The 19,349-nt window shown below is 60.8% G+C and carries 22 protein-coding genes; 11 read left to right on the top strand and 11 right to left on the bottom strand.

Features of this window, described 5'->3' with window-relative positions:
- Nucleotides 1-5: 5 nt before the first annotated feature.
- From KF885_10940 to KF885_10925, 4 genes are all read right to left on the bottom strand, one after another.
- Nucleotides 6-512, bottom strand: a complete 507-nt coding sequence (locus tag KF885_10940; protein ID MBX3049672.1) for an acetyl-CoA carboxylase biotin carboxyl carrier protein subunit — start codon at nt 510-512, stop codon at nt 6-8.
- A gap of 1 nt (nt 513) precedes the next feature.
- Nucleotides 514-2,028 (bottom strand): acetyl-CoA carboxylase biotin carboxylase subunit, encoded by a 1,515-nt coding sequence (gene accC, locus KF885_10935; protein ID MBX3049671.1) that lies wholly within the window; start codon nt 2,026-2,028, stop codon nt 514-516.
- A 24-nt stretch (nt 2,029-2,052) separates the two neighbouring features.
- Nucleotides 2,053-3,603, bottom strand: a complete 1,551-nt coding sequence (locus KF885_10930) for an acyl-CoA carboxylase subunit beta (protein ID MBX3049670.1) — start codon at nt 3,601-3,603, stop codon at nt 2,053-2,055.
- A gap of 206 nt (nt 3,604-3,809) precedes the next feature.
- Nucleotides 3,810-4,298, bottom strand: coding sequence for a DinB family protein (locus KF885_10925; protein MBX3049669.1), 489 nt, complete (start codon nt 4,296-4,298; stop codon nt 3,810-3,812).
- Nucleotides 4,299-4,472: 174 nt separating this feature from the next.
- Between KF885_10925 and KF885_10920 the strand changes: the two genes are divergently transcribed.
- Nucleotides 4,473-4,874, top strand: a complete 402-nt coding sequence (locus KF885_10920) for a DUF3597 domain-containing protein (protein ID MBX3049668.1) — start codon at nt 4,473-4,475, stop codon at nt 4,872-4,874.
- A gap of 82 nt (nt 4,875-4,956) precedes the next feature.
- On the opposite strand, the gene KF885_10915 is transcribed toward KF885_10920, so the two are convergent.
- Nucleotides 4,957-5,985, bottom strand: a complete 1,029-nt coding sequence (locus tag KF885_10915; protein ID MBX3049667.1) for a zinc-binding dehydrogenase — start codon at nt 5,983-5,985, stop codon at nt 4,957-4,959.
- A gap of 68 nt (nt 5,986-6,053) precedes the next feature.
- Here KF885_10915 and KF885_10910 point away from each other — a divergent pair, with 68 nt between their 5' ends.
- The 7 genes from KF885_10910 (at nt 6,054) to rsmA (ending at nt 12,966) form a co-directional block, all read left to right on the top strand.
- Nucleotides 6,054-6,437, top strand: coding sequence for a hypothetical protein (locus KF885_10910; GenBank protein MBX3049666.1), 384 nt, complete (start codon nt 6,054-6,056; stop codon nt 6,435-6,437).
- An 81-nt stretch (nt 6,438-6,518) separates the two neighbouring features.
- Entirely contained in the window at nt 6,519-7,100 is a 582-nt protein-coding gene (locus KF885_10905) for a Rieske 2Fe-2S domain-containing protein (protein ID MBX3049665.1), read from the top strand.
- 27 nt (nt 7,101-7,127) lie between these two features.
- On the top strand, nt 7,128-8,870 hold the full coding sequence (locus tag KF885_10900; protein MBX3049664.1) for a cytochrome bc complex cytochrome b subunit: 1,743 nt from the start codon (nt 7,128-7,130) through the stop codon (nt 8,868-8,870).
- 22 nt (nt 8,871-8,892) lie between these two features.
- The gene (locus KF885_10895) at nt 8,893-9,699 is read left to right on the top strand and encodes a c-type cytochrome (protein ID MBX3049663.1); all 807 of its coding nucleotides are present in this window, start codon (nt 8,893-8,895) and stop codon (nt 9,697-9,699) included.
- A gap of 109 nt (nt 9,700-9,808) precedes the next feature.
- Nucleotides 9,809-10,723, top strand: a complete 915-nt coding sequence (locus KF885_10890) for a c-type cytochrome (protein MBX3049662.1) — start codon at nt 9,809-9,811, stop codon at nt 10,721-10,723.
- A gap of 30 nt (nt 10,724-10,753) precedes the next feature.
- Nucleotides 10,754-12,148 carry a DUF348 domain-containing protein gene (locus KF885_10885; GenBank protein ID MBX3049661.1) on the top strand — a complete coding sequence of 465 codons (1,395 nt, stop codon included), beginning with the start codon at nt 10,754-10,756 and terminating at the stop codon, nt 12,146-12,148.
- On the top strand, nt 12,148-12,966 hold the full coding sequence (rsmA, locus tag KF885_10880; protein ID MBX3049660.1) for a ribosomal RNA small subunit methyltransferase A: 819 nt from the start codon (nt 12,148-12,150) through the stop codon (nt 12,964-12,966). Before KF885_10885 ends, rsmA begins: the two co-directional genes overlap by 1 nt.
- Before the next feature lie 85 nt (nt 12,967-13,051).
- Here the strand turns inward: rsmA and KF885_10875 are convergent, their stop codons facing one another.
- The 5 genes from KF885_10875 to hutI are packed head-to-tail and all read right to left on the bottom strand — an operon-like array spanning nt 13,052 to nt 16,660.
- Nucleotides 13,052-13,828, bottom strand: coding sequence for an inositol monophosphatase (locus tag KF885_10875; GenBank protein ID MBX3049659.1), 777 nt, complete (start codon nt 13,826-13,828; stop codon nt 13,052-13,054).
- A gap of 28 nt (nt 13,829-13,856) precedes the next feature.
- Nucleotides 13,857-14,561, bottom strand: coding sequence for an SH3 domain-containing protein (locus KF885_10870; protein ID MBX3049658.1), 705 nt, complete (start codon nt 14,559-14,561; stop codon nt 13,857-13,859).
- A 24-nt stretch (nt 14,562-14,585) separates the two neighbouring features.
- Entirely contained in the window at nt 14,586-15,218 is a 633-nt protein-coding gene (locus KF885_10865; protein MBX3049657.1) for an HD domain-containing protein, read from the bottom strand.
- 1 nt (nt 15,219) lies between these two features.
- Nucleotides 15,220-15,420, bottom strand: a complete 201-nt coding sequence (locus tag KF885_10860) for a hypothetical protein (protein MBX3049656.1) — start codon at nt 15,418-15,420, stop codon at nt 15,220-15,222.
- On the bottom strand, nt 15,395-16,660 hold the full coding sequence (gene hutI, locus KF885_10855) for an imidazolonepropionase (GenBank protein MBX3049655.1): 1,266 nt from the start codon (nt 16,658-16,660) through the stop codon (nt 15,395-15,397). The genes KF885_10860 and hutI overlap by 26 nt, the downstream gene beginning before the upstream one ends.
- Nucleotides 16,661-16,714: 54 nt before the next feature.
- Between hutI and KF885_10850 the strand changes: the two genes are divergently transcribed.
- The 3 genes from KF885_10850 to KF885_10840 are packed head-to-tail and all read left to right on the top strand — an operon-like array spanning nt 16,715 to nt 18,484.
- On the top strand, nt 16,715-17,116 hold the full coding sequence (locus tag KF885_10850; protein ID MBX3049654.1) for a roadblock/LC7 domain-containing protein: 402 nt from the start codon (nt 16,715-16,717) through the stop codon (nt 17,114-17,116).
- 9 nt (nt 17,117-17,125) lie between these two features.
- Nucleotides 17,126-17,761: a 4-vinyl reductase gene (locus KF885_10845; GenBank protein MBX3049653.1), complete on the top strand. Its 636-nt coding sequence runs from the start codon at nt 17,126-17,128 to the stop codon at nt 17,759-17,761.
- A gap of 3 nt (nt 17,762-17,764) precedes the next feature.
- Nucleotides 17,765-18,484: a polyprenol monophosphomannose synthase gene (locus KF885_10840; protein MBX3049652.1), complete on the top strand. Its 720-nt coding sequence runs from the start codon at nt 17,765-17,767 to the stop codon at nt 18,482-18,484.
- 12 nt (nt 18,485-18,496) lie between these two features.
- On the opposite strand, the gene surE is transcribed toward KF885_10840, so the two are convergent.
- Nucleotides 18,497-19,315 carry a 5'/3'-nucleotidase SurE gene (gene surE, locus KF885_10835; GenBank protein MBX3049651.1) on the bottom strand — a complete coding sequence of 273 codons (819 nt, stop codon included), beginning with the start codon at nt 19,313-19,315 and terminating at the stop codon, nt 18,497-18,499.
- Between the last annotated feature and the right edge of the window lie 34 nt (nt 19,316-19,349).

The following is a 19,349-nucleotide window of genomic DNA, read 5'->3' as shown; positions in this document are numbered from 1 at the left end:
CTCATCTATTCCACGCTCAGCATCACCTGGCGTTGTTCTACACTGTCGCCCGCTTTCACTTGAATGCGGGTGACCTTTCCTTCACGCGGCGACTTCAACTCATTCTGCATCTTCATTGATTCCAAGATCAAAAGCACGTCGCCTTTCTGAACTTGGGCGCCTTCCTCCACGGGGATCTTGACGACCAAGCCGGGCATCGGGGCGCGCAGCACGAATTCGCCGGACTGGGCCGCGGCGCCCGCCGCGCTGCTTAGCCGTTTCTCGCGCTCATCTTCCACCAGGGCTTCGTACAGGCGGCCGCGCATCAGCACCTGCATCATGTCATCTTCTTCGCCGGGGTAGACCTCGGCCTGGAAGGAGCCGCCGTTAAGCAGCAGGCTGAACACCGGCTGACCGGAGACGGCCACAAAGTCAATTTCGTAGATCTTATCGTTGACGCTGACATGTGTGGCGTCGATCAGCTCGACGGTGTACTGCTTCTCGCCAATGGTTGTAATGTATTTGCTCATCATGTTAGCGGTTCATCCGTTCCCAGCGGGAGACCCACTTCCAGTTGCTGGTGTCGCGCTTGCCGCGCGAGATGATGTGGGCGGAGCGCTCGGCCTGCTCATGCGCCACCAGCGTGGCGAAGATGGCGGCGATCTCCGGATGGGTTTCCTTGCCGCCCTCGGCTTCCTCGAGCGAGAAGCGCTCTTCCACGAAGCGCGTGTCGAACTTGCCGGCAATGAAGCGGGCCTGCTCCAGGATGCTCTGGTGGAAGGGGATGTTGGTCTTGACGCCGACGATGCGGTATTCCTCCAGAGCGCGGCGCATACGCAGGATGGCCTGGGCGCGTGATTCGCCTTTGACCACCAGCTTGGAGACCAACGAGTCGTAGTAGGGCGTGATCTGAAAACCGCCAAACACGCCGGTGTCCACACGCACGCCAGGGCCGGTGGGCAGCACATGGTGCGAGATGTAGCCGGTAGAGGGCAGGAAGTTGTTGTGGGCGTCTTCGGCATTGATGCGGCACTCGATGGCCCAGCCCTGCATCCTGACGTCTTCCTGGCGCACGCTGAGCTGGCGGCCGCGGGCGATGCGCAGCTGTTCGGTGACGATGTCGATGCCGGTGACTTCTTCGGTGATGGGGTGCTCCACCTGCAGACGCGTGTTCATCTCCAGGAAGTAGAAGTTCTTGTCTTTGTCCACCAAAAATTCGATGGTGCCGGCGTTGAGATAGTTGACGGCTTTGGCGGCTTTGACCGCCACTTCGCCCATGCGCTGGCGGAACTCCTCGTCGTCATCAATGAAGGGGGAGGGGGCTTCCTCCAGCAGTTTTTGGTGGCGGCGCTGCAGCGAGCACTCGCGCTCGCCGAGGTGGACGGTGTTGCCGTCCATGTCGGCCATGATCTGGAATTCGATGTGGCGGGCGCCTTCGACCAGTTTCTCCAGATAGACATCGCCGTTGCCAAAGGCGGCCAGCGCTTCGCTGCGGGCCGATTCGAGCAGGTGGGGCATCTCGTCGATGTTCTTGACCTCGCGCATGCCCTTGCCGCCGCCGCCTGCGGTGGCTTTGATCAGCAGCGGAAAGCCGATCTTGCGGGCCGCGGCCAGCAGCTTCTCGTTGGTCAGGTTGCCCACGTCTTCGGTGCCAGGCACCACGGGCACGCCGGCGGCGATGACCGTGGCGCGGGCAGTCGCCTTGTCGCCCATCGCTGAAATGGCCGAGGGGCGCGGGCCGATGAAGGTAATGCCCGAGTCTTCGCAGGCCTGGGCGAAATCAGAGCGTTCGGCCAGGAAGCCGTAGCCCGGGTGGATGGCGCTGGCCTTGGTCTTGCGGGCCACATCCAGAATGCGCTCCATCTGCAGGTAGGACTCACGGGAGGGCGGAGGGCCGATCAAGTAGGCTTCGTCGGCCAGCCGCACGTGCAGCGCATTGCGGTCGGCTTCGGAGAAGACGGCCACGGTTTGCAGGCCCAGCTCACGGCAGGCGCGGATGATGCGCACGGCGATCTCGCCGCGGTTGGCGATCAGTACTTTGTCAAACATAGCAAGCGTCCTTCCCTGTCGCCATCACAGCGGAATGTTGCCGTGCTTCTTGGCCGGGTTGGTGTCGCGCTTGTTGGTCAGCATTTCCAGCGCGTTGATCAGCCGGGGGCGGGTATCGCGCGGCTGGATGACGTCATCGATGTAACCGCGTGCGGCGGCCACATAAGGGTTGGCGAACTGCTCGCGGTATTGCGCTACCAACTCGGTCTTCTTCTTGTCAGGGTCCTTGGCCTTGGCCAGCTCCTTGCGGAAGATGATGTTGACCGCGCCGTCCGGGCCCATGACAGCGATCTCGGCAGTGGGCCAGGCCAGGTTGATGTCGCCGCGGATGTGCTTGCTGCTCATCACGTCGTAGGCGCCGCCGTAAGCCTTGCGGGTCACCACGGTCAGCTTGGGTACAGTGGCTTCGCAATAGGCATACAGCAGTTTGGCGCCGGCGCGGATGATGCCGCTGTGCTCCTGAGCGGTGCCAGGCATGAAGCCGGGCACGTCCACCAGCGTTAGCAGGGGGATGTTGAAGCTGTCGCAGAAGCGCACGAAGCGGGCGGCTTTCTCCGAGGCGTCAATGTCCAGCACGCCGGCCAGCACCATGGGCTGGTTGGCGATCACGCCGACGGCGTGGCCGCCCATGCGGGCAAAGCCCACAACAATGTTCTGGGCGAACTGTTCATGGATCTCGAAGAAGGCGCCTTCGTCCACCAGCATGCGGATGACCTCTTTGATGTCATAAGGCTTGCTGGGATCGTCCGGCACGATGTCGTCCAGGGCTTCGTCGCGGCGCAGGGGATTGTCCTTGGCCGGGCGGAACGGGGGATCTTCGAGGTTGTTCTGCGGCAGGTAGGAGAGCAGCTTGCGGATCAGGAAGAGCGTGTCCGCTTCGCTGTCGGCGACCACATGGCAGACGCCGGACTGGCTGGCGTGCACGCTGGCGCCGCCCAGGTCTTCGAACGAAACTTCTTCATGGGTCACGCTCTTGACCACTTCCGGGCCGGTGACAAACATGTAGGAAGAATTGCGCACCATGAAGATAAAGTCGGTCAGGGCGGGCGAGTAGACCGCGCCGCCGGCGCAAGGCCCCATAATGGCGCTGATCTGCGGGATGACGCCCGAGGCCATCGTGTTGCGCAGGAAGATATCGGCATAGCCGCCCAGCGAGACGACACCTTCTTGAATGCGGGCGCCGCCGGAGTCATTCAGGCCGATGACCGGTGCGCCGTTCTTGAGCGCCATTTCCATGACTTTGATGATCTTCTCGGCGTGCACTTCGCCCAGGCTGCCGCCGAAGACGGTGAAGTCCTGCGAGAAGACGTAGACCAGGCGGCCGTCCACAGTGCCCCAGCCGGTGACCACGCTGTCGCTGGCGATCTGCTGGTTTTCCAGCCCAAAGGCGTAGGTGCGGTGTTTGACGAAGGCATCCAACTCACGGAAAGAGCCTTTGTCGAGGAATAAGTCCAAGCGTTCCCGGGCGGTCAGCCGCCCCTGCTTGTGCTGCGCTTCGACGCGATCCTGCCCGCCCCCCTGCAGGGTTTCGGCTCGTCTGCGGTTCAGTTCTTCAATAGTAGGGCGATTGCTCATCCGTTTCTCCAGTTCATTTCATCTCAATTGGCAAACGCAGGCCAGCGCGTAGTATGAGTCCGACTGTGAACATTAACACTATATGCCGGAGCACGGTTACGCCCCAAAGCCAGATTGGCCCGCCGGGATGAGGCTGTGGGACACCTGCCCGCTCTGCCAACCCTGGTAAGATCGGATGCACGGCGGTTGGCTGCTGTCCGGGGGGTTCAGGCGTCTTTCAGGCTGGCTACATAGCGTTCCAGGTCTGGCTGGTGCTCCTGATAATGTTCGAAGGTGTCGGTCACCAGCAGCCAATACGGTGGACGGCGTTTGCCGTCCTTGTCGTTGAGCTCTGCCTCGCTCAGGCTGTGGCACAGCCCGCCCAGGCGCGGCAAGTTGGCCGCAAAGGCGTCCAGCACAGTTTGCAGGGGCAGGTCTTTGCCGAAGGCAAAGACGCGGGCATTCAGGGCGTCGAAGTCGCTGAGCTTGCTGGTGGGCTCGCCCGCCAGCAAAATGGCGCTGCGCGTGATGGCGTAATTCTCCCACCAGGTGAGGTGCACGATCTGGTCTTTGACCGACCAATCGGTTTGCGGGCCGGGGCGACGCGTCATCTGCTCTTCACTAAGCCCGGCGTACACCGCGCTGTAGGCGGCGCGTCCCTTTTGAATCTCGGCCCACAATTCAGCAGGCGTCATACGTTGCGGTGTTTCTGTCATGGGTACCTCAGTCTAAAAATGAATGGAAACATTGTAGCTGGCTGCAGCGGGAAATCTGCCTAAAACAACCGCTATTATTGTAATAACAAGCGGTGAATTTACGTTTAATCAACTGTGTTACACTAAATTCAAAGGGCTGGTGAAGAGCCCAAAAGGTCGAAAGGATTATTACTCATGAGCATTTTCAATACCATTCTGAACAAGCTGGGTCTGGGCAAGAAGGACGAAGCCCCTAAGGCTTCCACCCCAGCGGCTACTCCGGCTGAGCGCACCCCGATCCGCACTGGCATTGGCGCCAAGAAGGAAGCCATGGACATGGTGGACGTGGTCGCCAAGATCGACGGCATGGCCAAGGATTTCCCCGCTGAGCTGAACTGGAAGGAATCCATCGTGGACCTGTTGAAGTTGCTGGACATTGACAGCAGCTTCGAGAACCGCAAGGAACTGGCTGTGGAACTGGGTGTTCCCAGCGAGTACCTTGAGGACTCGGCCAAGATGAATGTCTGGCTGCACAAGGCCGTGATGAAGAAGATCTCGGAAAATGGCGGCACCGTGCCCGCTAGCTTGCTGGACTAAGTTTCAAACCAAGAATGTGTACACACAAACCGCCCGGCCATTTGGCCGGGCGGTTTTGTTTATAGTCAGTTGCTGCTATCGCTCAGGGAATTTCCAGCAATATCTTGCCCAGCTGCTGGCCGGCTTCCATGCGTGCGTGGGCGGCGGCGGCTTCCGCCAGCGGATAGCTGCGGTCGATGACCGGCTGCAACTGGCCGGCAAACACCAACTGCATCACCTCGGCAAAGTCGGCGAAAGTGCCCATGGTGGACCCCAGAATGCTGAGATGTTTGGCGAACATGTAGCGGTTGTCGATCTCCACCCTGGGGCCGCCGGTGTTGCCCACGGTCAGCAGGCGGCCGCCCTTGCGCAGTGCGCGCAGGCTGTGCATGAAGGTCGCGCCGACATTGTCTACCACTGCATCCACACCGCGCTTGTTGGTGAGTTGATAAGCGGCCTTGGACCAGTCTTCTTGGCTCCGGTCGATCAGGTGGTCGGCGCCCAGCTGTGCCGCAAGCTCCAGCTTGGCGGCGCTGGAACCGACCACGATGACCTGCAGGCCGAGGTGCTTGGCGATCTGGATGCTGGCCGTGTTGACCCCGCCGGAGGCGCCTACGATCAGCAAGGTTTCGCCGGCTTGCAGGCGGCCGCGCTTGATGAGCGAGTGCCAGGCGGTGACGTACACCAGAGCGGCTGCGGCCGCCTGGTCATATGGGAAACCGGCGGGGATCTCCAATAGATTGCTCGCCGGCACCGCCACATATTGGGCGTAAGTGCCCGGCAGGCTTTCGCCCAGCAGCTCCCAGTGGCGGCACAGATTCTCCTGCCCGCTGCGGGTGAATTCGTCTGCTTCCAAGCAAATGCTGGCGTTGATCACCACGCGCTGGCCGACCTGCCAGCCGGATGCGTCCGGCCCCAGGGCGGCCACTTCGCCGGCGCCGTCAGCGCCGAGGATGTGGGGCAGGGGCAATTGCAGCCCGGGCCAGCCGGCGCGCACGAACACGTCGGCATGGTTGAGGGCTGCGGCGTGCAGGCGCACCAGCACCCAGCCAGCGCGCAGCGCCGGTTTGGGCTGATCGCCGTAACGCAGCACGTCCGGGCTGCCGTGTTGTTCGAAATAGGCCGCTTTCATGGGGAATGCTGATTATACTAGGCAGGCCGCTGCTGCATTTTGCGGACGGTTGGCAGCGAGGAGAGAACTTGGCAGAGTGGTTGGTTTTTGTGCACCAGCGGCTGGCGATAACGGCCCTGTATTACTTCTTGATCATCTCGGTTTGGGGCTACTACCGCTTCTTCCGGCGCCAGGGCCTCGACTCGACCTATTGGGGCGCGTTGGCGATCGCCGAGCTGATCCTGGTGGGCGAGGCCGTGCTGGGCGTGGTGATGTGGTTCCAGGGCTTTCGCCCGGCGCAGGGCTGGCTGCACCTGCTGTACGGCGCCATCATTCCGGTGCTGATCCCGGCGACCTATTTCTATACGCAGGCGCGCGCCGGACGGCCCGAGATTCTGGTGTATAGTACTGCCGCCATAATTACATGCGGGCTGATTATCCGAGCCATATATACGGCTCAGGTGCCGTTCTAGGCTGCTTTTGCTTGTCAGCAAAATCCAGTAGTGATAAAATACGCAAGTTAAGTTTTGTAAGATATTCGGAGGACGATCCGCATGACAGAAGCTGCCGCTCCCGCCGGCCAGGCAGAGCAATCCCCTAGTGAAGAGAGCGAACTGAAGCTCAATCGCCGAGAGTTTCTCAACATCGCCTGGCTAGCCTCGCTGGGCTTCCTCACCCTGAGCCTGGGCGGTATCACTATTTTGTTTGCCATGCCGCGTTTCCGTGAAGGCGAGTTCGGCGGCATGTTCACTGCCGGCACCGTCGGCCAGGCGCCGGATGTGAACACCACACCGGAGAATTTTGCCAAGCTGAAGTTCTGGCTGTCCAACACGCCGGAAGGCCTGATGGCCCTCTACAAGGTTTGCCCGCACTTGGGCTGCCTGTATTCCTGGAACGACCAGGAATTCAAGTTCATTTGCCCCTGCCATGGTTCCCAGTATGAGCACAATGGCGACTACATCCTGGGCCCTGCGCCGCGCAGCCTGGATCACTTTGTGATCCGCATTGAGGACGAGAATGGCACCGTGCTGGCGCAAACTCCGGCAGAGGGTGGCCCGGTAGTCCTGCCGGATAACCCGAACGCGGTCATTCGTATTGATACCGGCAGCCGTATCCTCGGCGAGACCCACGGCTAATTCGCCTATTGTGTGCGGAGAGAGTTCATGATCAACAGCTTAATGAAGCGTTTTAACATTCCGCCGCGTGATCAATGGCGCGAAGCGATCGGCAAACTGATCGACGACCGCGTGCGCATCATCACCGCCGGTCTCAGCATCCGCGAGTTGCGCGCTATTATGCGCGGCGACCCGCCGACCGAAAAGCCCAACCCGCGCTACAAGGTGATCACCACCAGCTTCGTGGCCCACCTGCGCCCGCGTTATTACCCGGCGGCGGCCACCTGGTTTACCCATACGCTTCGCTTGGGTTTCTTCACGACTTTCTTCTTTGTGCTGGAGATCATCACCGGCATCGTTCTGATGGTGTACTACATCCCCTTCCCGGACCAGGCTTACGGGTCCGTGCTGGCGATCGAAAGCAACGTTTTCCTCGGCGAATTCCTGCGCGATATGCACCGCCTGGGCGCCGAAGCGATGGTGGTGTTCAGCTGGCTGCATTTGCTGCGCACCTATTTCACCGGCTCTTATAAAGGCCCGCGCAGCTTCACCTGGCTGACTGGTGTGATCCTGTTGCTGATCACAGCCTGGCTGAGCTTTACCGGCTACCTGCTGCCCTGGGACCAGTTGGCTTACTGGGCGGTGACGGTGGGTACCAGCATTACCGAGTCCGGCCCCGTGGTCGGCCCGGCGCTGAACCTGCTGATGCGCGGCGCGCCGGACATCGGCACGGGCGGTCTGCTGCGCTTCTATCTGCAGCACGTGATCCTGATGCCGTTGCTGGCTATCCTGCTGATCAGCATTCATTACTACAAGGTCTCTCGCGAGCACAGTATCTCGCTGCCGGCGGTGGTGGAAGAAACCGAGATGGAGCCGGAAAAGAAGAAAGAGGCCACCCGGCGTATCGACCTGATCCCGGACCTGCTTTCCCACGAACTCTTCCTCATCGCACTGGGTCTTTTCATTACTGTGGCGATTTTGTACTTCCGTGGCTTCGCTTCTCCACTGGAAACGCACGCCAACCCACAGCAAACGCCTTTGGATACGAAAGCGCCTTGGTATTTCTGGTGGTTGCAGGGCATCCTCAAGATCGACCCGGCCAGCATCATTGAGAACCTGGTCAATCCGCTGTTCGAGATGTTTGGCCTGAGCTACCGGGTGGAATTGAGCCGCTTGCTGGACAGCAAGTTCATCATGGGTTTGATGGTGCCGCCGGCGCTGGTGCTGTTGTTGATGGCGATCCCCTACATTGACCGCAATCCCTCCCGCCTGGCCCGCAAACGCCCCTTCGCGATTGCCTGGGGTGTAGCCTGGATCTTCATCGTCCTGGTGCTCAGCTATATGGGCACGCCGGAGTATGGCATTGAGACGCCGGCCGCCACGCGCATCATCCAGGACCTGGCGCCTGAAGAAGGTGAAGGCCCGCTGCGCCTGATTCCGTATCAGGAGCTGGAAAACCGCCAGATGGAATATATCGTTGGCCAGGACTACGGCACGGATCTTTGCCCCGGTCTCAGCTACTATCCGGACCCCGAAAGCCACCCCAACGACATTGTGGTTGGCTGCCCGCACTTGACCGACGTTTTCCAGACTTTCAGCCGCCGGTTGATCGATGCTCAGATCGACGGCCGTCTGCCGGGCTTGAACGCCAAGTTGATCGTCGAGCAGCTGCAGGCAGATGTGGTCAAGGTCACTCCGCATGTGGAGTGGACTGATCCCAGCACGGGCCAGGCACAGACCTACTATCACATCTACTTCCTGCATAAAGACCGGGCCATGGATGCCCATTAGTACCAAGGAGATTTACTAGGCAATGAAACGCATTCAACTGGAAATCGTCCTCGGTACTCTCTTGGTACTGCTCACCACGGCCATGGTGGTGGTTCTCGGCTTTCGTGAACCCCAGCGCCTGGAGCAATATGTGGTGCAGCAGCGCGCCGAGTTGATCGAGTTTGGCGCCACCGTCTTCACCAACAACTGCACCAGCTGCCACGGCTCTCTGGGCCAGGGTGTGGCTGGTGTGGCTCCCAGCCTGCGCGACGAGCACTTCTTCACGGAGCGCTTGGCAGAGGTGGGCTGGCAGGGCGGCTTGGAGGATTACATCATTTCGGTGGTCACCACGGGCCGTCAGATCTCCACCCGCCCGCAGCTTTACGTCGGCATGACCGGCCAGCCGCCGGTGATGCCGACCTGGTCGGAGAAGTTCGGCGGCCCTTTGCGTGACGATCAAATTCGGGCGGTGGCCGCCTTCATCATGAATTTTGAGCCGTATGCACTGGGTCTGGTGCCCACTGCTGTGCCGCTCGGCCCGGTGGTGGACGAATCCACACCCGAGGGTCGCGGCCAGGTGGTCTTCGCCGCCCAAGGTTGTACAGCTTGTCACGCCATCAGCGGGCTGAGCACTGGCAACGTTGGCCCCGTCCTGGACGGCCTGGCCAGCCGCGCCGGCAACACTGTGGCGGGATTGAGCGCTGAAGAATACATCCACCAATCCATCGTGGATCCGAATGCTTACATCGTGCCCGGTTTTGCCGAGGGCATCATGCCACAGAATTTTGCTGAGCTGATGAGCGAAGACCAACTGAACGACCTGGTAGCATTTCTGCTGACCCTGGAATAAGCTTTTTGGCCTGGTTTCAAAACGCCCCTCCGCCCGGAGGGGCGTTTTTGTAACCGGCTCTTCATACTTTGACGATATACTTTTGAAGCTGCTTCAACCCCCCACACCTATGAAACGCATTGTTGGAATCACTTTATTGCTCTTGCTGGTCTCTACAGCTTTGTTGGCCGCGCAGCGCGGCCAGCCAGTGGAGCAGCAGGTGATTGGGGATGCTTTGATGGGCGCACGCATCTACGATAACTGGATCCTGACGTTGGATCGTGACCCGCCGGAAGGGGACCACCCCCTGTGGAGCAATCAGGATTTCAATAAGCGCTCGGGCGTGGCTACCTGGCGCTGCACTGCCTGCCACGGCTGGGATTACAAGGGCGCCGATGGCGCTTACGGCCCATACTCCACATACTACACTGGCTTCACCGGGCTGCAACGAACAGTAGGCGCTACGCACCAGGAAGTCTTGAGCTGGCTGAATGGCTCTCAGAACTCGGCGCACAATTTTCTGGTGCTGACCAATGCTAGCGCGCTCAATGACCTGGCGGCCTTCCTGCGCACACAGCAAGTGGATATGGATCTGTTGATCGATCCTGAAACCGGCGCCTCGTTCGGGCGCGTGGAGCAAGGCGGCGAGCTCTTTGATCAGACCTGTGCGGAATGTCATGGCGCCTATGGCAACCTGATCAACTTCGGCACGCAGAGCAACCCCATGTACCTGGGCGATATGGCCGTGGCTGAACCCTGGCAAACCATGCACAAGATCCGCTTTGGCACTCCCACCAGCCAGCGAATGCCAGCCTACGAAGCGGAAGACTGGTCGCTGCGTATGATGGCGGATGTGTTGGCGTACAGCCAGACTTTGCCGCGCGGCAACCCCGAATATTCTGTGATCGTCTTTGACGGCACGCCGACATTTCCGACCGAACAGCAGGCTCAAATTGAGCCGATCGTATGGGCCAGCACAGCGTTGATGGGCTTGTTGGCGATTAATGTGATCTGGGATATTTATTTCAAAAAGAAGACCGAATAGCTGGCCTGGTCGTTGGGTAGAATCTGGCTCATGACCCCCGCACGCATCCGCTGGTTGGCCCTGGCCACTGCAGTTGTGGTCCTGTTGGCTGGCTACGCCTCGCTGATCAAAACCGTCACGATTGTTGCCGATGGGCGCGTGACCACCATCCTGACCCGGGCGCTCACCGTGGAGGCGGCGGTGAATGAGGCTGGCATCCGCTTGGCGGCTGAGGACAGCACCATCCCTCATCGTCTTTTGCCGATCAATGACCAATTGGTGATCGGCGTGCGCCGGGCGGCCCGCATTCAACTGACCGCCGACGGGCAGACGTATGCTGCGCGCGGCAGTGAACGCAGTTTGGAGCGTCTTTTGGCTGAGTGGGGGTTGAGCCTTGGCTCCGAAGATCGCATCCTGTTGGTCGGCCAGGTGTTAGACCCGGCAGCCGAGCTGCCTGAAGCGCCTTTCCTGAGCCTGGAATTGCGCCGGGCAGTCGGCTTCTCCCTGCAAGAGGACGGGGCGCCGCGGGACTTGAGCAGCTCGGCCAGCACACTGGGTGAGGCGCTGGCCGAGCACGGCATTCTCCTGCAGGCGGCTGACCAGCTGCAGCCAGCGGCGGAGACTCCGTTGGTGGCCGGCTTGCAGGCCGTGCTGACGCGAGCCCGACCGCTGCAAGTGACGGTGGGCGATGAAGTGCTGGCTTTGCACACCACCGCCGCCACGGTCGGCGAGGCTTTGGCGCAGGCGGGCCTGGCCCTGCAAGGCTTGGATTACAGCCAGCCCGCGGCGGATGAACCGCTGCCCAACGATGGACAGATCAGCATCATCCGCGTTCGCGAGGAAGTGGCGCTGACCCAGCAAATCGTCCCGTTTGAAACCGAATGGGTCGAAAACCCGGAGGCTGAGCTGGACAGCACCACGATTATCCAGCTGGGCCAGAATGGCGTTTCCGCCGCCCGAGAACGCATCCGCTACGAGGATGGCGAGGAAGTCTCACGCACGCAAGAGGATCTGCGTACGCTGACCGAGCCGCAGAACCAGATCACCGGTTACGGCAGCAAGATCGTCATTCACACCGAAGTGGTGGACGGCGTGGAGATCGAGTATTACCGCAAGGTCACCGTTTTCGCCACCTGGTATTCTGCCTGCAATTTGGGCTTGGGCACCGGCGTGTGCGGTTACACCACTGCCTCCGGCTTGCCCGTGGGTCGCGGCATGATCGCCACTTATCGCAACTGGTACAACGCCACCAAACTGGCGCCGGTGTACGTTTCCGGCTATGGCCCCGGCACGATCGCAGACATTGGCTCGTACAGCGACCGCAGCGTACCTTGGATCGACTTGGCCTTTGACGAGAACGAACCGCATACCTGGTCCAACAAGAACGTCACCCTGTATTTCACCATACCGGTGCCGTCCTACGTCCCCCCGATCTGGCCGCCCTAATGAGCCTGAACATCCCACAATTGCTGCGCACGCACGGCCTGCGGCCAGACAAGCGTTTGGGCCAAAACTTCTTGGTGGACGACAGTCACCTGGAGCGCATTGTAGAGGCGGCTGGCGTGCAGCCCGGCGACGAAGTGCTGGAGGTAGGCCCGGGGCTGGGCTCGCTGACCCGCCATCTGTCGGCTGCGGCCCAACGAGTGGTGACGGTCGAGCTGGACGCCGATCTGTTGCCTGTGCTGCGCAGCGTGCTGGCCGATCACGCGAATGTCGAGATCGTGCATGGGGATATCCTCAAGGTAGACCTGAGACAGCATTTCAGCCAGCCGGGTTTTCTGGTGATCGCCAACATTCCGTATTATTTGACTTCGAATCTGATCCGCCATCTATTGGAAGGCGCGCCGCGCCCGGCGCGTTTGGCTTTGACGGTGCAAAAGGAAGTGGCTCAACGCGCTTGCGCCGGGCCGCCGGATATGTCGCTGCTCTCGCTGAGCGTTCAACTCTACGGGCAACCCAAACTGGTTCACCACATCCCGGCAGGTGCCTTTTATCCCGCGCCGAAGGTGGACTCGGCTCTGTTGCTGATCGACTTGTATGACCAACCGGCTTTGCCTGCGGAGCAGGTCAGTGCGCTGTTCACCGTGGCCAAAGCCGCCTTTGCCCAGAAGCGCAAGACTCTGGCCAATTCGCTGGCGGCCATGCCGGGGTTGGATAAGCCGCGGGCGGCTGCCAGTCTGCAAGCGGCGGGCATCGATCCGCTGCGCCGCCCTCAGACGCTCAGCCTGGCAGAGTGGGGGGCGTTGTTGGAGGCGGTGAGCTAACCGTCTCGATTGTTCGCTCTGTCTGGTTGCCTGTCGAGATTGTTTCGCCTGCTGCGCAGGCTCGCAAAATGACAAGAGGATAGTGTTATTCCTCGCCTAGCACGTCCAGCATCAATGCGTGCAGGGCCGGGTTGGCGGCCAGAATGGACTGCGGCTGGCTCAAATAGTCTGGCCTGCCGTGGATGTCGGTGGCCAGCCCGCCGGCTTCCTGCACCAGCAGGGCGCCTGCGGCCACATCCCAGGCGTTGAGCCGTTTTTGCCAGTAGCCGTCCAGCCTCCCGGCGGCCACATAGGCCAGGTCCAGCGCGGCGGATCCCAGACGGCGCACGCCCTGGCTGAGAGTGGTGAAGCGCTGGAACTCGGCGAAGTTATTGTCCGGATTGATCTTGGCGTCGTAAGGGAAGCCGGTGACCAGCAGGCTGCGGATCAGGCTGTCCACCTGGCTGACGTGCATCGGCTGGCCATTTAGCTGGGCACCCTGGCCGCGCTGGGCGGCGAAGAGTTCATCCGCCAGCGGGTCGTAGATCACGCCGAGGGTCAGATAGCCCTGATGGGCATAGGCGATCGAAACGCAAAACAGGCGCATGCCATGTGCGTAGTTGAGCGTGCCATCCAGCGGGTCGATGTACCAGACATGCTCGGCTTGGCCGGCGTGTTCGCCGCTCTCTTCGGTGAACAGAGTCTGACCGGGATAATGTTTATTGATCTCGCTGAGGATCAGCGCTTCCGATTGCTTGTCGATCTCGGTGACCAGGTCAATCTCGCCTTTGTACTCGACCTGATGCTGCTGGCCGTAGCCTTGGCGCAATATCTCGCCTGCGGCGCGGGCAATTTCAATGACATGCTCGAGATTGGGCTGCATGAGGTGGTTATACCACCGCGTAAGCTTATTAGTTTGGGCAGAGGAAATAATCATCCTTTGAGTCGCCGCCCTCTGCCATCCAACCCACCAATCCCCAGCTTGTTCTTACCTTCCACCAGGACCAGTTGTTCGCGCATGAAGGTCCATCGAGTACCCAAACAATGCTTTTAGGTTCTAGTCTAGTCAGTTCCGAATTGTAAGAGCCAGGTCCGCTTCGTAGTATTACACGATCCTTTTTCGTACAGACTTTAGCATCCTCATTCACTTCCAAGCGTTGTGGGGGTGCCCCTGGACAGGAGAGGGTTGAGCTTGTGTAAGAAACAATAGGTGTAGGATTTTGGGAGGCAACTGGAGCTGAATGGATCTCTAGGATGATGTCGCCCTCTTCACTATATTCAAGAAAAACACTTCGATAGAGTTTATCTTTATCATCAAACTCAACCGTAAACTTTTTGTCCTCATCCAGAGTGTACACAGACACGCGGTTATCAACTCTTACAATTAAGACCTTTTCTTCATAACCAGATGCAACTCGCGTCAAGTCGGTTGAAGTTTCAATAGAAAAAGTGCCTATAGGTGTTCGCAATCCATGTGACCAACTGACACTAATCTTGCCGTTTGTATTAACAATGATCTTTATTGGAATAAGTGGTGGTTCATACCCAACCCCGACTGAGCAAGACGATAAACAAACCAAGATGAAAATGCACAGGTATAGAAATCCCTTTTTCATAGCCCCCACTTGTGAAGATGCTGATTACTTAACGTTCCGGGCTTCGGCGTCCAATTGCTCGAAGTAGGCATTCAAGAACGCCTGGCGGCCAGCCGCCAAATTTTTGGCGGTCTGCGTGTGCAGGCGGTCTTGGATTTTGCTCAGTTTGAACAAGTACTCGTGGTATGAGCTGTGCGTTTCGCCCGGCTCCTTCTCGCCCGTTTGCCGGAATTGCTCTGAGGCCGGCGCGTAAAACGGCCAGCCCATGACCACATCGTAAGCCAGGGTACGCGCCACGCCGAAGGCGCCGATCACGTCCAGCTTGTCAGCGTCGAAGACGACTTGGGCTTCCAGGCTTTGCGGGCCTTCGTCGCCGCGGAAACGATGGGCGCGGATGCAGTGCTGCACGGCAGCGATGCGCTCAGCCGGCCAGCCTTCGGCTTCCAGCACCTGGCGGGCGAATTCGGCCGAGAGGTGCTGGTGCTCGGCCCGGCCTTCGCCGCCGGTTTCAGCGCCGCTGGCATCGTGCAGCAGCACGGCCGCGCGCACGATCTCGACATCGGCGCCTTCGGCCGCGGCCAGCTTCTCGGCCATGTTCAGCACGCGCAGCACATGGTCAAAACCATGCACGGGATCTTTGTCTGGGTACCAAGCTTGGGCTTGTTCGATAGTCGGCATGTTAGAGGCTGATATTCAGCCAGTTCATGGCCAAATAAGCAGCGCCGAGCAGTATAAACCCAACCAGGCCGACGATAAAGGCCCGGATGACCAGGCGTATCAGCCCTCGGATGAAGAGGATGGACAGCCCAATGGCCGTGATGGCGCCCAGAACCAGCCAGTGGCCGGGCACATTGTTAATGAGGGTATCCAGCAGGAACATGTAGTGCACCTTTCTTGATCACTGTATGTACAAGATTGGTGCCAAACCGGTAGCCGAGTTGGCGGTAATCGGCCACGTCCAGCAAGAGCAGATCGGCCTGCTTGCCCACCTCGATCGAGCCGACCTGGCCCTGGCGTTGAATGGCGGCCGCGGCGTTGATGGTGGTGGCGGCAATCGCCTCGGCCGGGGTCAGCTTAAGATAGCGGCAGGCCAGAGCCAGCGAGAACTGCAGGCTTTCGCACCAGGCCGTGCCCGGGTTCAGGTCGCCGCCTACAGCCAGCAGGCCGCCCGCCTGCAGGAACTGGCGCGCCGGGGTGTAATGCGCTTCGCTGAGCGCAAATGGGGTGGCGGGTAGGGCCACGGCCACCGTATCGCTGGCCGCCAGAGCGGCGATCTCCGCCGCCGAAGTGGCCACCAGGTGGTCGGCGGAGACGGCGCCCAGTTCCACTGCCATGCCGGTGCCGCCCAGGTTGTCGAACTCATCAGAGTGGATCTTGAGCGGGAAGCCCAACGCCTTGGCTGCCTCCAAGATCTGGCGCGATTGGGCCAGGCTGAAAGCGCCGGTTTCGCAGAACACATCCACAAAGGGCAGCGGGCGGGCGGCGGCCTTCTTGGCCCACCAGCTGCGCAGCTCTGGCAACCAGGTCTGGCTGAGCTCCCGGGTGTACTCATCGGCGCGGCCTTTGAACTCGGCCGGGATGGCGTGCGCGCCCAGGAAGGTGAGCGCCAGGTCCCAGGGACCTTCGTCGTCCAGGTGCAGCAGCGCCTCCAGCATACGCAATTCCGTCTCCAGATCCAGCCCGTAGCCACTCTTGGCTTCCATAGTCGTGCTGCCGTGGGCGAACATGCGCTGCAGGCGGGAGCGGGTCTGCTGGATAAGCTGCTCCAGGTCCGCCGCTCGCGTGGCGCGCACCGTGGAGAGGATGCCGCCGCCGGCTTCCAGGATCTCCAAATAGCTTTTGCCTTGCAGGCGTTGCTCAAACTCGGTGGCGCGGTCGCCGGCCCAGATGGGGTGGGCGTGGGCGTCCACAAAGCCGGGCATCAGCACCCGGCCGCGGGCATCCAGCATCTCTTCATTAGGGTGAGCGGCGCGCAGTTCAGCGCTGCCGCCTACCGCAGCAATGCGGCCGGCATGCAGCAGCACTGCGCCGTCTTCGATCAGGCCCAACGTCCCCAGCGCCGCGCCGCGCTGCGGACCGCCGGCCAGGGTGAGCACTTGGGAAGCGGAGTGGATCAGCATTGGACTGGCATTATAGTCCGCCGAGCGTCCGTTTCTTGACACGCTTACCCCGCCATGCTAGAGTTGCCTCGTTTTGGTGATCCTGTGACTATTTCCCGCACTAGCCAATTGGAAGCCCGCCTGCACGAGCTGCTGCAAAGCCTGCCCGAGATCGAAGGCGCGGCGGTGGTCAGCCCGGATGGTTTGGCGATCGCCTCGGTCTTGGCAGCCGGCATTGAGGAAGACCGCGTGGCGGCCATGTCCGCCGCCATGGTCTCTCTGGGCGAGCGCATCGCCCGCGAACTGGGGCGCGGCACTATGGAGCAGGTCTACGTGCGCGGCGCGGCTGGGCATGCCGTGCTGACTGCGGCCGGCCCGCAGGCGGTGCTGACCGTGATGGCCAGCAACGATGTGCGCCTGGGGATGCTCCTGTTGGAATTGCGCAAGTCCGTGGCCGACTTACAGGCCCATCTCTAAAGCCGCCGGATGGAACCAATCGTTCTCAGCGGCTTCACTCTGCCCAACCGCTTCGCCCGCATCGCCCTGCAATCCCTGGAAGATTTGCTCAAACCCAAGGGGATGGAAACGCTGCTGCTCACTGCCCATCTGGGACACCTCATCGAAAATTATCCGCCCGCCAATCTGGAGCGCGGCTTTGACTTCGCCGAGTTTGGCGCGCTGAACCTGGCGCTGGAGGAAATGTATGGCCCGCGCGGCGGCCGCGGCATGGCGCTGCGCGCCGGCCGCAGCTTGTTCAGCCAGGCCCTCAGCCGCTTTGGGGCGCTGGCCGGCATGGAGGCGATGGCCTTCCGCATGCTGCCGGCCGGGCGCAAGCTGTGGGTCGGGCTGGGCGCGCTGGCGCGCATCTTCAGCGAGATGAGCGACCAACACAGCCTGCTGCGCGAGAATCGCAATGAATTCCACTACATCGTGCAACGCAATGCGGTCTGCTGGGGTCGCTCCGGCGAAGAACGCCCCGTATGCTACATGATGGTCGGGATGCTGCAAGAGGCGCTGCTGCGCATCTCTGGGGGCCATGAATTCCGCGTTGACGAAGCCGAATGCCAGGCGGCCGGCGGTGAAGTGTGCCGCTTCATTATTCAGAAGGAACCCCTGAGCTAAGTTGTGAGAATTACCTTGGTGCTGCCTACATACAACGAGGTAGAGAATTTGCCCAAGTTGCTGCCTGTATTGATGGCCTTGCCGCTGCCCGGCCTGCGTGTGCTGGTGGTGGACGACTTGAGCCCGGATGGCAGCGGTCAGATCGCTGAGCAGCTGGCGGCCGAGTACCCCGGCCGCATTGAAGTGCTGCATAGGCGCGGGCCGCGCGGCCTGGGCAGTGCCTACAGCTTTGGTTTCGACCATGCCCTGCGCGGCGACGCCGAAGCCATCGCCCAGATGGACTGCGACTTCTCGCACCCGCCCGAGAAACTGCCTGAGATGGTCGCCAAGCTGGCTGATTGCGACTTGGTGCAAGGTTCGCGCTATGTTCCCGGGGGTGGGGTGGATGAGAACTGGCCGGTGTGGCGCAAGGCGCTTTCGCGTTGGGCCAATCTGTATGCGCGCACCATCCTGCGCCTGCCGGTCAACGATGTCACCGGCGCCTTCCGCCTGTGGCGGCGCAGCCTGCTGGAGCGCGTGCCGTACCAGCAGGCTGTATCCAATGGCTACATTTTCCTGGTGGAGATCCTGTATTTGGCTAAGTTGCAGGGCGCGCGCTTTGGCGAGGTCCCCATTTACTTCGCCGACCGGCAGTTTGGTACGTCCAAGATGAATTTACGCGTCCAGCTGGAAGCTGCCTTGCGCGTGTGGCAGATGGTTTGGCACTATCGTGCCAGGCGGTAAGGCGAGTAGCGCTTAGCTTTTGTGGCGCAGCTGTTCTTCCAGCGCGCCCAGATCCACGCGGGCGGTCATGTCCATGCTCAGCGGCGTTACCGCTACCTGGCGCTGGGCCATCACGGCATATACATCTGAGTCAGCGTCGAAGACGCTGAGGTCCGACACCTGGGCATATCCGGTGGGGCCGGCTTCTTCCCAGGAAGCGCGCTGCGGCGCCGTGGGCAGGTAAAAGCGCTGGCGGGCCAGGCGGGTCATCACCCAGGGAGTTTGCAGCGTGGCATCCGTGGGCACTTCGATCTTCAGTACATGCATATCCTCGGGGAAGCTCTTTTGCAGCAGCTCCGCCGCGAACAATTGGGTGAAGTATGCGCCCACGCTGAAGTCCACCTCGTGTGAGTTGGACATGTGGTATTTGTGGTCAGTCTCCAGTGAGACGGCCAGGGCGGGGATGCCGTAGGAGGCGCCTTCCAGCGCAGCGCCGACGGTGCCGGAGATGGTGATGCCGTTGCCGAAGTTGGTGCCGTAGTTGATGCCAGCCACCACCAGGTCTGGCGGGCTGGGCATGATTTCCAGAATGGCATGCTGCACAGTTTGGGCAGGGGTACCGCCCACGGCGTAGATCGTCCATTCCTTGCCGTGCACGGTCAGGCTCTGGGTGGTGATGATGCCGTCAGACGAGGTGGGCATGCTGCGGCCCATGCCCGAGGATTGCTGGCGCGGGGCGGCCACCCAAACATAGCCCAGCGCGGACAGCGCTTCAGCCGCGGCCCACAACCCGGGGGAGTTGATGCCGTCGTCGTTGGTTAACAGAATTTGAGGTCGTTCTTTTCGCGACATAGACGCAGAATTATAGCAGTGCCTGACCGCCTGT

It is taken from the genome of Anaerolineales bacterium, assembly GCA_019637805.1.
Taxonomy (GTDB): Bacteria; Chloroflexota; Anaerolineae; order Anaerolineales; family UBA11579; genus JAMCZK01.
This window is presented reverse-complemented; position numbering and strand designations above follow the sequence as displayed.